The organism is Polaribacter sp. Asnod6-C07 (assembly GCF_045063625.1).
Taxonomy (GTDB): Bacteria; Bacteroidota; Bacteroidia; order Flavobacteriales; family Flavobacteriaceae; genus Polaribacter; species Polaribacter vadi_A.
In genome coordinates this window covers 3,454,476-3,468,966 of sequence record NZ_JBEFOF010000005.1, presented here as the reverse complement: position 1 = coordinate 3,468,966, position 14,491 = coordinate 3,454,476, and the positions used below count along the sequence as shown (strand labels likewise).

10 protein-coding genes are annotated in these 14,491 nt (G+C 29.4%); 2 read left to right on the top strand and 8 right to left on the bottom strand.

The features are described from left to right. From pta to ACJJVK_RS15055, 8 genes are all read right to left on the bottom strand, one after another. A complete protein-coding gene (gene pta, locus ACJJVK_RS15090) occupies positions 1–2,094 on the bottom strand; it encodes a phosphate acetyltransferase (RefSeq protein WP_405567482.1) in 2,094 nt (697 codons plus the stop codon). Between the two features lie 100 nt (positions 2,095–2,194). Beyond that, positions 2,195–3,823: an acyl-CoA carboxylase subunit beta gene (locus tag ACJJVK_RS15085; RefSeq protein WP_405567479.1), complete on the bottom strand. Its 1,629-nt coding sequence runs from the start codon at positions 3,821–3,823 to the stop codon at positions 2,195–2,197. Positions 3,824–3,895: 72 nt separating this feature from the next. Beyond that, the gene (locus tag ACJJVK_RS15080) at positions 3,896–5,671 is read right to left on the bottom strand and encodes a T9SS type B sorting domain-containing protein (protein WP_405567476.1); all 1,776 of its coding nucleotides are present in this window, start codon (positions 5,669–5,671) and stop codon (positions 3,896–3,898) included. Further along, positions 5,652–9,755, bottom strand: coding sequence for an IgGFc-binding protein (locus tag ACJJVK_RS15075; protein ID WP_405567473.1), 4,104 nt, complete (start codon positions 9,753–9,755; stop codon positions 5,652–5,654). Before ACJJVK_RS15075 ends, ACJJVK_RS15080 begins: the two co-directional genes overlap by 20 nt. 199 nt (positions 9,756–9,954) lie before the next feature. Then, entirely contained in the window at positions 9,955–10,800 is an 846-nt protein-coding gene (locus ACJJVK_RS15070) for an ABC transporter permease (protein ID WP_405567472.1), read from the bottom strand. A gap of 18 nt (positions 10,801–10,818) precedes the next feature. Then, a complete protein-coding gene (locus ACJJVK_RS15065) occupies positions 10,819–11,718 on the bottom strand; it encodes an ABC transporter ATP-binding protein (RefSeq protein ID WP_405567470.1) in 900 nt (299 codons plus the stop codon). A gap of 135 nt (positions 11,719–11,853) precedes the next feature. After that, a complete protein-coding gene (locus ACJJVK_RS15060; RefSeq protein WP_405567468.1) occupies positions 11,854–12,354 on the bottom strand; it encodes a hypothetical protein in 501 nt (166 codons plus the stop codon). 28 nt (positions 12,355–12,382) lie between these two features. After that, positions 12,383–12,874 (bottom strand): plasmid pRiA4b ORF-3 family protein, encoded by a 492-nt coding sequence (locus ACJJVK_RS15055; RefSeq protein ID WP_215996017.1) that lies wholly within the window; start codon positions 12,872–12,874, stop codon positions 12,383–12,385. 71 nt (positions 12,875–12,945) lie between these two features. Between ACJJVK_RS15055 and ACJJVK_RS15050 the strand changes: the two genes are divergently transcribed. Beyond that, entirely contained in the window at positions 12,946–13,365 is a 420-nt protein-coding gene (locus tag ACJJVK_RS15050; protein ID WP_405567465.1) for a PaaI family thioesterase, read from the top strand. Continuing rightward, positions 13,365–14,408 carry a chorismate-binding protein gene (locus ACJJVK_RS15045; RefSeq protein WP_405567464.1) on the top strand — a complete coding sequence of 348 codons (1,044 nt, stop codon included), beginning with the start codon at positions 13,365–13,367 and terminating at the stop codon, positions 14,406–14,408. Before ACJJVK_RS15050 ends, ACJJVK_RS15045 begins: the two co-directional genes overlap by 1 nt. The last annotated feature ends 83 nt before the right edge of the window (positions 14,409–14,491 follow it).

The window sequence follows — 14,491 nt, the reverse complement described above, 5'->3', positions numbered from 1 at the left end:
TTATTCTTGTTCTGCTTGAATTGCGGTTAATAAAACTGTATTAAAAATATCATCTACTGTACAACCTCTACTTAAATCGTTAACAGGTTTATTTAAACCTTGTAACATTGGTCCAATAGCTAATGCTCCTGTTTCTCTTTGAATGGCTTTGTAAGTATTGTTACCAGTATTTAAATCTGGAAAAATTAATACTGATGCTTGGCCAGCTACTTTAGAATTTGGCATTTTAGTTTTTGCCACAGACATATCTACAGCTGCATCATATTGTATAGGTCCTTCAATTTTTAAATTAGGATTTTTTTCTTTTACGATTTCTGTTGCTTTTCTAACTTTTTCTACTTCCTCACCTTTTCCGGAACTACCTGATGAATAGGATAGCATAGCTACTTTGGCTTCTATACCAAAAGCTTCAGCAGATTGAGCAGAAGATATTGCAATTTCTGCTAATTGTTCTGCATTTGGGTTGGGATTTACAGCACAGTCTCCCATTACAGAAACTCTATCTGATAAACACATAAAAAACACTGATGAAACTACAGATACACCTGGTTTAGTTTTTATTAGTTGTAAAGAAGGTTTTATAGTGTGCATTGTAGTGTGTACAGCTCCAGAAACCATTCCATCTGCTAAACCATTCATAATCATTAAGGTTCCATAATAAGAAACATCTCTGGTTAAATCATTTGCAGTAGTTTCAGTCATTCCTTTATGTTTACGAGCTTCGTATAAAGTTTTACCAAAATCATCATTATGAATAGAGTCTTCAGGATTTAAGATATTAATACTATCTAAATCAATTTGTAAACCTATTTGATCACATTTTAGCTGAATTGTATTTCTATCTCCCAATAAAGTTAAGTCTACAATATCTAATAATTGTAAACGAGCTGCAGCTTTAATAATTCTTTCATCATCACCTTCTGGTAAAACAATATGTTTCTTTTTAATTCTTGCTTTTTGCAATAAATTATATTGAAACATACTTGGTGTTAATTTGTCTGATTTATGAGACGTTAATTTATTCGTTAAACCTTCTGCATTTACATATTTATCAAAAGTATCTAAAGACAATAAAATCTTTTTTTCGTGTGTTGCATAAATTTTAGATTTAACAGAACCAATTTTATTGGTGATTTTAAAAGTTCCACCATCAGCTAAAATAATTGGCACAGTAGATTGTACACCTTCTATTAATTTAAGTATAGATTCTTCAGGAGTTAATGTACCTGTTAAAATAATACCAGCAATTTTTGGATAATTACTAGAAGCATTTGCTTGTAAAGCACCTAAAATAATATCTGCTCTATCTCCAGGAGTTACTACTAAAGCATTTTCTTTAATACGTGTTAAATAATTACGAAGTTGCATTGCACCAGTACTGTAACTACCAATAGCATTATCTAAAAACTGCTCGCCAAATAAAACACGACCATTTAAAGCCTGAACTACTTCTTTTACAGTTGGAAATGTTAAGAAATCAACTTTAGGAATAATGTCTATTTGTAGGTTTTTAGGAAAACTTTTTTGAAGTTCATTTTTTATATAATCTACTTCATCAACCTCTATTTTATTAGCTACAATACCAATTACATCTACTTCTTTAGTAATAAAAGAATTGTAGGTAAGTTGCATTGTATTTATAAAATCTTTCTTCTTTTTACCATTTCCTGCACCAACAATTAATGCAGGTGCATTTAAGTTTTTGGCAATCATTAAATTAACATCTAATTCAGTAAAACCACCCTCACCAGAAAAATCTGTACCTTCTACTAATACATAATCGTATTTGGCTTCTAATTTTTTATATTTTTTGATGACATTGTGAATTACATCATCAGATTTACCTTCACTTAATAACTCTACAACTTCACTTTGTTTGTAAGCATAGCAGTCATCATAATCGATATCTAAATTAAAAAAATTAATAGCAGTATTTGTATGGTCATCATACTTACTGTCTTTTACTTCATTTATTATAGGTCTAAAATAACCAACTTTAGAAGATTTGGTTAACATCATTCTTAAAAGACCTAAAGAAATTAAAGATTTACCACTATCAGATTCTATTGTGGCAATATATATAGCTTTACTCATGTTTTATGAAAATTTGTTAGAATACAAAAATAATAGTTATACCAAGTGCGATTTATGATATTAATCATTAAATATGGATTAAAAATAATCCTGTTTTTTATTAAACTTGTAACACTCCCATGTTAAACTGTTTTTCAATAGGAGCATGGTTTGCAGCTTCTATACCCATAGAAATCCAAGTTCTGGTTTCTAAAGGATTGATTACTGCATCTGTCCAGATTCTTGCTGCAGCATAATAAGGTGAAATCTGCTTGTCATAGCGTGATTTTATTTTATCAAATAATTCAGCTTCTTTTTCTGGTGTAATTTCTTCGCCGCGTTTTTTTAAGGAAGCTGTTTCTATTTGCAACAAAACTTTTGCAGCAGAATTACCACTCATTACAGCCAATTCTGCACTTGGCCAAGCTACAATTAACCTTGGGTCGTAAGCTTTACCACACATTGCATAATTTCCTGCTCCATAAGAATTACCAATAACTATAGTAAATTTTGGAACTACAGAATTACTAACTGCATTTACCATTTTTGCACCATCTTTTATAATGCCTCCATGTTCTGATTTAGAACCTACCATAAAACCAGTAACATCTTGTAAGAAAACTAAAGGTATTTTTTTCTGATTGCAATTGGCAATAAAACGTGTAGATTTATCAGCAGAATCGTTATAAATAACACCACCAAATTGCATTTCTCCTTTTTTAGTTTTTACTAATTTACGTTGATTGGCAACAATACCAACAGCCCAACCATCAATTCTGGCATAACCTGTTATTATGGTTTTTCCATAGCCTTCTTTATATTGTTCAAATTCAGAATTATCTACTAAACGCTTAATGATTTCTAACATGTCATATTGCGCATTTCTTTCTTTTGGTAAAATTCCGAAAATATCGTCTTCGTTTTCTTTTGGCAGAAAAGCTTCTGTTTTACTAAAACCAGCTTTATCATAATCACCAATTTTATCAACAATAAATTTTATTTTATCTAAAGCATCTTTATCATCTTTTGCTTTATAATCTGTAACACCAGATATTTCGCAATGTGTTGTTGCGCCTCCTAAAGTTTCGTTATCTATGCTTTCGCCAATTGCAGCTTTTACCAAATAGCTACCTGCTAAAAAGATACTTGCAGTTTTATCTACAATTAAAGCTTCGTCGCTCATAATTGGTAAATAAGCACCACCTGCAACACAGCTACCCATAACAGCAGAAATTTGAGTAATACCCATACTGCTCATTATGGCATTATTTCTAAAAATACGACCAAAATGTTCTTTATCTGGAAAAATTTCATCTTGCATTGGCAAATAAACACCTGCAGAATCTACCAAATAAATTATCGGAATTTTATTTTCTATGGATATTTCTTGTGCTCGTAAATTCTTTTTTCCTGTTATTGGAAACCAAGCTCCAGCTTTTACAGTTGCATCATTAGCCACAACAATACATTGTTTGCCTTTAATGTAGCCCATTTTTACAACTACACCTCCAGAAGGACAGCCACCATGTTCTGCATACATTTCATCACCAGCAAAAGCTGCTATTTCTATAGATTTTGCATTAGTATCTAAGAGATAATCAACTCTTTCACGAGCTGTCATTTTTCCTTTTTGATGATGTTTGTCTATTCTTTTTTGTCCACCACCTAATTTTACTTTGGCAAAACGTCTTTTTAAATCAGAAACTAAAAGTTTGTTATAATCTTCGTTTTTATTGAAGTTGATATCCATCTACATCGATTTCTTAAGTTTATGCTAAATTAAGAAATAATAGTGGCTTTTGTTAACAAAAAATTTGGCATTCTATTTTCTTAAGAGTGAGAAATTTCCTTTTTTATTGATGGTGGGTTTATTAGTGTCAGCAGGAATTAGTGTAATATTATACCAATAATCATCAGAAGGTAGTAGTTTGCCTTGATACATTCCATCCCAACCTTGGCTGTCTATAGGTTCTTGTGCCACTAATTTACCATATCTATTAAAAATATTGATACTCGCATTTGGATAAAATGTTTTATTGGCTCCTTTTACTACCCAAGTGTCATTATAACCATCTGCATTTGGAGTAAAATATTTTGGAAATTGAATTACAGAAACATCTAAGGTTGTGTCTGGTGAACAACCATTTTTATCATTTACNCCTTGATACATTCCATCCCAACCTTGGCTGTCTATAGGTTCTTGTGCCACTAATTTACCATATCTATTAAAAATATTGATACTCGCATTTGGATAAAATGTTTTATTGGCTCCTTTTACTACCCAAGTGTCATTATAACCATCTGCATTTGGAGTAAAATATTTTGGAAATTGAATTACAGAAACATCTAAGGTTGTGTCTGGTGAACAACCATTTTTATCATTTACAATAATGGTGTAAATTCCGCCTTCTAAATTCTCGAATAGAGGTTCGTCTTGAAAACCAATCATTGGTGTTCTTTCGTTATTTTCTGTGGTGTTTATTATTGCAAATTGATAATCTCCAGGGCCTAAATCATTATTGATAACATCAATAGAAATGGATAAATTATCTTCGCTACTAATATTGTTAGATTCATCAATTATGGTGATAAAACTGCTTTCTAAAGTAGCAATGTTAGATTCATTTACTTCAATAGTTTCTACTCTTTCACAAAAAGTACCATTGGTTGTTGTAGCTGTAACTGTATATTTACCAGCAGTTGTTACATCAATATTATCAACAGAAGTAGTGTTTAAAGTGTTTCCATTTTCATCTTTCCAGACGTAAGTATATACATCTCTTGGGCTTTCAGCTGATATGTTTAATGGCAAATCATTTAAACATAAAATTTGAGGAGTAGTTACCATAAAATCTGGTAAAGGATTCACAATTACATCAAAAGTTGCATCATCATTAACACAAAGTGTTTGCTTGTTTTGTATGCGTACATAAAATGTTTCTGTGGTATTTGTGTTTTGATAAGGAGAAACTACAGGATCATCACCAGAAGTAGCATCTGTTTGTGATTTATGAAAAGTAACAGTAAAATCATTAGGACTTTGAGAAGCACCTAAAATTTCTGTTATTTTACTGTCTAAATCTATGTTTTGTACAATTCCATTGGCATCATCTCCATCTAAATCATCATCACAATAGGCTAAGTTTGTTGGTGTTTCAAAAGTTGGTTCTGGGTTTACAATAACATCAAAATTAGAAATTCCGTTAACACACATCGAATTTGTGTTTAAGATTCTAACATAAATAGTTTCTCTATCTTGAGTATTATTTGTGTAAGGAGAAACCAAAGGCAGATTTCCAGATTGAGCATCAGCCAAAGAACGATGGTAAGTTACAGTGTGAATATTGGAATCTTGAGAGCCTAAAATACCAGCAGTTTGCGATTCTAAATCAATAGATTGCGAAAAACCATTTCTTGCAGAACCATCAGAATTGTCATCACAGACCTCTAAATCATCTACAAAATTGGCAATTGGTAAAGGATTTACAATTAGATTAAAAGAAGTATGATCTGTAAAACAACCAGTTGTATTATTTGTAACACGAACATAAATTGGTTGAGAATCGCGAATTGTGTTTTCAAAAGGCAAAATTGGCAATTGGTAAAGGATTTACAATTAGATTAAAAGAAGTATGATCTGTAAAACAACCAGTTGTATTATTTGTAACACGAACATAAATTGGTTGAGAATCGCGAATTGTGTTTTCAAAAGGCGAAGTTAATTCGTCAATTCCTACATTAGCATCAGTTTTAGAATCGTGATAAGTTACTGTGAAATCAGCAGAATTTTGACCATTTAAAATGTCTGTTGTTTGTGATTCTAAATCAAAATATTGTACAATTCCGTTTGTTGCATCACCATCAATTGCATCATCACATAATTCTAAATATGGAACTACTTCAGCTGTTGGTACAGCATCAATTTGTAAATAAAACTCTCCAATTCCTTGGCAATCATTGTTAATTGTACTTAGAATTTTATAGAAAATTGGAAACTGAATTCCGTTTGCAATATTGGTAACTTCGTTTTTAGTAATGTCGTTTCTAAAATTAGTAATATCAATTTCATTTAAAGAATTATCTCTATCATTTTCATTTTCATAAAAGAAAACTTGGGTATTTGTAGGAGGATCAATTCCGTTTAAAATAGCAGTTTTGTCCAAATAAAAATTGGTAATATTATCTGTATCAGAATTGGCTGCAGTATCATTTCCATCAGCATCTAAAAAATCATCACAAACAGGAGGTTGAACTTCATTGTAAGAATTCCTGATAGTTTGCCCAACATTTATGGTTAATTCGCTTAATTCTGAAGCACAAGAAAAATCAGAAATTACTTTTACATACACAGTTTCTGTAATATTTACTTGAACAGGATAGGAGGTAGGATCTGTAATTAAATTAGTTCCAGCCATATCTTCATAATACTCAAAAGTAACATTAGCAGTTTCAGAAATGTTGTTTTCTGCTAATGTTAAATTTACTGTGGTGTTTGTATCTGCAACTTCTATACACTGATTTAATTCTGGGTTTGCTTTTAAAATTGGTAAAGGATTTACAGTTAACGTAATCTCGTTTGAAGTTTCTGTACAAGCATTACCAGTTCTGTTTAAAATTACTCTGTATTGATAATTATTATAACTTAATGGTGTATTTGTAAGCTGTAAACTATTAGAATTACTATTGTTATAAATTGCATTATCAGCAATAAGACTCCAAGTTGTGCCATCAGTAGAAACTTCCCATTGATATTGATTTGCAGTACTATTTATGGTTATAACATCTGTATCGTTTTCACAGAAAATAACGTTTTCGAAAGGAGAAGTTATTTCTATTGGAGCATTTGTTATGTAATCTAAATTTGGACTTGTATAACCATCTGTATTGTTGATGATTTTTCCATTATCATTAACTGCAAAAGGAGTTGCGTCTAGAACTCCATCATCATCATTATCAGTAAAACCAGCTTCTGTAACATCATAACATTTGTCATTATCAGCATCTAGCTCTACAAAATCAAAATCATTATCATTATCTGTGTTAGCAATAATATAATTTAATGAAAGTGTTTTAGCATCTGGAGTTGTTTCTAAATTATCAATTAATCCGTTTATACCAACAAGCGCATTAGCGTTATCAATTATACCATCAAAATTGGTATCTAAATTATGTCCAGCTTCAGTAGAATCAAAAATTCCATCATTATCAGAATCTAAATCTATATAGTTTAAAATTCCATCATTATCAGAATCAATATTTAACATTCCAATAAACTTATCATCTAAACCATCTTGATTGGCATCTACCCCAGAAAGTGAACCCAATTCTAAATAAGCTTCATTAATATCAGGAATTCCATCATTATCAGAATCTAAATCGAATGCATCTTCAATATTATCATTATCTGAATCTTTTAAATAATTAGTTATTTTAAGACTACAAGACAATGAAGATTGGGTTGTGCCCTCATTATTATAATGTTCAAAAATAATTTCTTTAATATTATTTGCAAAAAAAGTAAAATCTGTGGTATTTGTTATTGTTGATGAAAAACTAAATCTTATTTCTGAAGATGAAAATTGTGTAACACCAGATTCGTAAATTCCATCAAAATTTGTGTCAATTAATAGAGAGGCATCAGTACTAATTAATGTAATATTTTTTGTGGCATCAGGCAGTCGTAAAATATAGTTTTCTTTATTGTTATTACTAGCTGTAGTTGTAGCAGCTCTCTCAAACTCAATATTAACTTTTTCAGAAAAAGTTAATGTATAACTATTAGAAGAAATAAGAGCAGGATTTACTGATGATGTAAAACTACTGTTAAAACCTCCAGAAAGTAAATTTGTTAAACCATCAGAATTACTCGACTGAAGATTTCCTTCTATAGTAACTCCTTGTAATGCTGTGTTGCCAACTGGTTCTGGATTTGTAATATCTAGAAAATTTATGTCGGAATTTCCATTAGATTCATCAGAATTTAGAATTCCATCATTATCAATATCAACATCTAAATTATCTATTATACCATCATTATCATAATCATCTGGACAAATACTAACAGGTATTTCAATAGACTCAAAAGTAGTTCCAGTACAATCTATAGTACCAATTAAACGATATTTACCTGGTTCAGATTCTATGGGTTTGTAAGTATTGTTTGTACTTCTTTCTTCCCAAGTTGAAGTAGTTTCGTTATAATATTCCCATTTTATACTGTCGAATAAATCTGTGTTTGCAGCTTCTAAAGTAAGGTTAGGAATGCAATTACCTAAAGTAGAAACTGTGGTGTTAAAATTAATTTCTGGAGCTGTAGGAAAACCAGAATAAAAACTACCAGAAGTTGCTGCTCCATTTACATTAAAATAAGCACAATACAGTTCGTCACTACTATCAACAGATATATTTCCTGTAAGGTTGGTAACCTTATAGGTTTCGTAATCTGCAATGCCATCATTATCTATGTCAATTGCAAAAGGACCAGAAGTTGCAAAATTTGAGATAGGTTGAGAATTGATATTTACAGTTGCATTTGCATTGGTTACAATGGTTACACCACCTGAAAATGTTACATTACCAATACTTTCTATGTTGGGTATATTGTCTACTTTTCCTCTGCTTTCGCAACTTAAAGGCGGTACAAAAAACATACCTTGGTTGGCTTCGTTTGTACTTGCACCCACACCTTGATAAGCAAAAACAGGATTAGAAGTTTTAACAAATAGGTTGCCATTTGATGTGAATTGATTTCCTTCTATTAAACTATATTCACCTTTGTTTATGGTTGTACTTACACCATTTCCGTTAATACTTATAGTTGTATTATCTTCATGAGCCACAATAAGTACGTTTTCCCAACCATCACTTCCATCTCCTTTAACAAAAATATAATCTGTACCAACTTTATCTAAACCAACAATTTGATCCATTCCATAATCTCTACCTGCTCCATTATGAAAACTACCATTTGCAGAACCTGTATTTACTGCAATGTTTTTATCCGAAGAAATTAAAGTACCAATTAAACCATCTCTGTTTATAATTACATCATCTGCACTTGTGGCTACAATGTAACTTTCGCCTTCATTTAAGGTTACAGAAAACGGAAAAGCACCTGAATAATTTTTAATTTCTAAACCAGGTGTTATATCATCAAAAGTAACTTGAGTATTGTCTTCTGAAGCCATTACAGAAACAAAATTTAAGTAATTACTTTGCGGATTTTCATTAGTATACATACCTGCTCTAAAAGTTGTGCCTAATGCAGATGAACCTTTACTAACTAAGGCACCAGCTTGCGATCCACTACCAGCTAAAACTCGAATTGAAACGTAAATAACATCTGTTGCTTCTACTATATATCCTTTGTCTTTATGCACAGTTCCTGTTTGATTGGCATCTACAAAAAGTTGGCTATCTCCAGTAGCTATAAAAATTTCTTGTGGATTTGAGCTAGACACAATACCTGTAATATCAGTATCAGAACCAACTTGTTTTATGGTATAACTTACATCTTTATTACTTGGTGTAGATATATAAAAATATTGATTTTCAGGATTTGCATTTCCTTCTTCTGCATACGTTAAAGGTGGTATAAAATGCTTTTTACTTAATTGTGCATTTGCATCATTCAAATAAAATAAAGAAACAAAAATGACTAAAACTAAAAGTTTGGATTTCAATGAGTAATTATTTAATTAGGAATTATCTGCTAAAAATAATAAGAAATTAATAAAAAAGAATCATTCTTATTACAAACTTAGACCACAAACGTTCTAAATAGTTTAAAAAAAAATCATATACTTTTTAATGTATATGATTTTGTGTAAAATTATTAAATAAGATGTAATTCTTAATTAATGTGTTTTTTTATAATTCGGATTATAAATCTCTTTTTAATAATAATTTATAAGATAAATAAATGAATAAGAATGTCCAGAAAGAAACAATTAAAATGTTTGTAAAATCTACAGAATAACTTTTGGTAAAAGTCTCACCCATAGTATTTGCAGCAGATCTAACAGCACCTAATCTAGAAAAAGGTTCTTTAATTAAATTGGTCATAGATTCTAGAGGTAAAAACTGCATAAATTTATCTACAGTATTACTGGTGTGTTCATTTTCGTTAAACTGCCAAAAAAGATATCCTCTAAACATGTTTTCAATAATCAGCCAAACAAACATAGCTCCAATTGCAAAAGCAGAACGTTTTACTAAAATACCTAAGAATAAACCAAAAGAGAAAAAACCAACTAATTTTATAAAAAAAGCTAATAAATAATCTAAATCAGAAATAATTATGGCAAATTCATTATAATCTGAATACACTAAACCTAATACCAAAGAAACCACAAAAACAAAAACAGTAGAAATTGCTGCAAAAGCAATTACTGTATAAAATTTAGATAGTATGAATTCCTTTTTACTTAAACCATCTATTAGATTCTGTTTTAGGGTTTTATAACTATATTCATTACTCATCATTGATACAATTACCAACAATAAAAAGAATTTTAAAATTGCAGCAACGTAAGTGTTAAAGTGCCATATATAAGGAAAATTAAAGATTCCTGCATCTGCTAAATGTAATTTAAAATTACCAAATTCAAATTTTATGGCAGCAATTAATGCAATTGATGTAAGCAAACCAAAGTAAATAATAGACAAAACTTTGCTTGCTCTATTGTACCTTAATTTATGAAATTCTATAGTAAGTAGTCTTAACATGACTTTATTTTTTTTTGATTAGTTGTTTTTTGTTAAATCTAAAAATTGTTGCTCTAAACTTGGTTTACGTTTTACTAAATGACTCAAAACAAAACCTTTATTAAATAAATCTTTATTAATTTCTGATGCTGATAAATTTTTACTTAACGTTGCAATTATTGTTTCATGATCTTTAGAAACCTTTAAAATTGAATCGTGATTTTCTAAAAATTCAATTAATTGCTCTTCTTTAGCTTCAACTTTAAGTTCTAATAAACCATTAGAGGCTGTCATTTCATCAACTCTACCAGCGTATAATTTTATACCTTTTCTAATTACAACTACATGACTACAAACTTTTTCTACTTCATCTAAAAGGTGAGAGGCTAACAAAATTGTAGTTCCATTAGCTGCAATTTTTTTTATTATTTCTCTAATTTCGTGAATTCCTTGCGGATCTAAACCATTTGTAGGTTCATCTAAAATTAATATTTCTGGGTCGTTTAACAAAGCAGATGCAATTGCCAAACGTTGTTTCATACCCAAAGAAAAAGTTTTAAACTTACTATCTCTTCTTTCAAAAAGATTTACTGTCGTTAGTTTCTCATTAATTTTTTCTGTTGATATTCCTTTTATTTTACAAATCAAAGCTAAATTTTGAGTTGCTGTCATGTAAGGATAAAAGTTAGGGCGTTCTATAATTGCACCAACTTTTTTTAAGGCTTCATGGGTAGATAGTTTTCCATCAAACCAAGAAAATTCGCCAGAAGTTCTGTTTACTACATTCAAGATTATACCTAAGGTTGTCGATTTTCCAGAGCCATTTGGACCTAGAATTCCGTAAACGTTTCCTTTTTGAATATCAAAAGAAAGATTATTTACAGCATGAACAACTCCGTATTTTTTGTCTAAATTTTTAAGAGATAAGATTGTTTCCAAAGAAATTGATTTAGTCAGTTATAAAAAGTAAGACGACTAAAATACAATTTTGTTACGTAGAAAAACAGTTTTAAGTAGTACTAAGCAGTATTAAAATTTATGTTAAGTTTTAAATAGAGATGTATTCAATTAAATTTAACGATATTTAAATCCATAAACTTTCTGTAATTTATGATTCATAATGTCATTTGATGGAAAAACTTTCCATTTAATACCATCATTTTTTGATTTTAAAAATTTGATAAATTCTACATATTCATTAGAATGCGCTACACTTGTAAATTTTAGTTTTTTTAATTCACCATTTATTTTATACTCAATTTTATTCTTTGTTGGGTTCTTTGAAGTAGAAATATATTCTATAGATAATAATTCAGAATATTCAATCGCAATTTTTCTATTTGTATAAAAAAAATCAATTTCAATTAATTCATCATTAAATTCAATTTCAAAAACATTTTTACGTTGATAAATTAAAATAGTAGCACAAACTGCCAAAGAAGAAAGTATTGTAATTATTTGAACTAAGATATTATCAATAGAATATAAGAAGCCAATTCCCATAGATATTATCATTATTGAAGCAAGAACAGATTGAAAAAAAGTAAAAGAAGAAGAAGAATTATATTTTTTCATTTATTGTTGTTAACAATGAACTTGATAATCAATACTCGTTAAAATCAAAATCATCAAAAATATCGAATTCATCATCATCTTCATCTTCTTCACCTTCTAATTTATCAGCAACAAATTCTTTTTCAGGTGCTTCTTCAGGAATTTCGCCAACAGTTAAAATAGTTTGTGGTAAATCGTCTCTTTTTTCTGATGAAATTTCAACGACATCAACATAAAATGTCCACATATTTAAAAAATCATAAACATAAATTAGTTTATCATTTTCTAGAGGTAAAGTTTCTTTTAAAATACAAGTTTGCATAGAAATAGCTTCGCCTGCTTCTGCCATATTAAACAACGGAATTTCATCACCTTGATTCCACTCATCATCAGTTTTATAAAAAGAGGCCATTTCTTGCCCTTCAAAACCAAAAGCAGTAGCAATTGAATTGTGTAAAACTTCTAAATTAATATGCTCATCAACCAAAATTGTTCTAATTACATCTTCTTTGGTGTCTAAGATAACTCGTATTTTGTACATATAACCGTTAAATATTGAGCTGCAAAAATACAATAAATTATGCTTATTTTTACATTCTTAATTATGCTTAAATGGATAAAGAAAAAACACTTATTACTTTAAATAATTTTAATAAAAACACTTTAATGGAAACTTTAGAAATAGAGTTTGTAGATGTGGGTTTAGATTTTGTAACTGCAAAAATGCCAGTAAATTCAAGGGTTTATCAGCCTTATGGTATTTTACATGGGGGTGCAACTGCTGCCTTAGCAGAAACTGTAGGTAGTTGTGCATCAGCTTTATTTGTAGATACAAAAACTAAAATTGTTAAAGGAATTGAGTTGAGTATTAATCATGTAAAAAGTGTTAAAGAAGGTTTTGTTTTTGGTATTGCAAAACCTATTCATAAAGGTAGAACTACACATTTATGGGAAATTAAAATTGTAGATGAAAAAGAGAACTTAATTTCTATTTGTAAACTTACCAATATTGTTTTAGACAAAAATAGTTGATGAGAATTTTTGATAAAGTGATACATTATTATCACGAAAATTTACCTTTTGTAGTATATAGAAAACCCAATAAAAATACGATTTCTAGTTTTTTTATTGTTGATGACGAACTACATTTTACTAATAAATTTATAGAATCTGGTTTTGTTTTTGCACCTTTTAATACAGATGAAAAATCCATTTTATTTCCTGTTGAAAAATCTGAATGCTTAACAGAAGAAATAGATTTAGAAAATGTTAATTCTGATGAAAATACTTTTTTTGTTGATGAAAATTCCAAAGAAAATCATTTAAAGATTGTTGAAAAAACTATTGATAAAATAAAAAAATCGAATTTAAAAAAGGTTGTAATTTCTAGAAAGGAGCTGGTTAATATCAGTAATTTTGATTTGCTTGAAATTTATAAAAAACTTCTACAAAATTATAAAAATGCTTTTGTGTATTGTTGGTATCATCCAAAAGTTGGTTTGTGGTTTGGGGCAACTCCAGAAACGCTTTTAAATATTGAAAATGATGTTTTTAAAACAATGTCTTTGGCTGGTACTCAAGTTGATAATGGACAGTTAAAACCAGTCTGGAAAAGCAAAGAATTAGAAGAACAACAATTGGTTACCGATTTTATAGAACATCAATTAAAAAATATTTCTACCCACTTAAAAATTGATAAAACTGAAACTGTAAAAGCAGGTAATTTACTGCATTTAAGAACCAGAGTAGAAGGGAAGCTTAGTGAAAAATCAGACTTAAAATTATTAATTAGAGCATTACATCCAACACCTGCAGTTTGTGGTTTACCAAGAAATTTGGCAAAAGATTTTATTTTAGAAAACGAAAATTACGATAGAAGTTTTTATACTGGTTTTCTTGGTGAATTAAATTTGGATAAAAAATCATCACTTTTTGTGAATTTAAGATGTATGGCTATTAAAAATAAAACCGCTTCTATTTATATTGGTGGTGGAATTACAAAAGACAGTAAGGCAAAAAACGAGTGGCAAGAAACAGTTTCTAAGAGTAAAACAATGAAACGTGTGTTAAAATAAAAAACTGCAATCTTAAAAAAGATTGCAGTTTTTAAACGTGTAAATTGAATTTGAATTATATTTTTAAACTAACTAAATTTAAG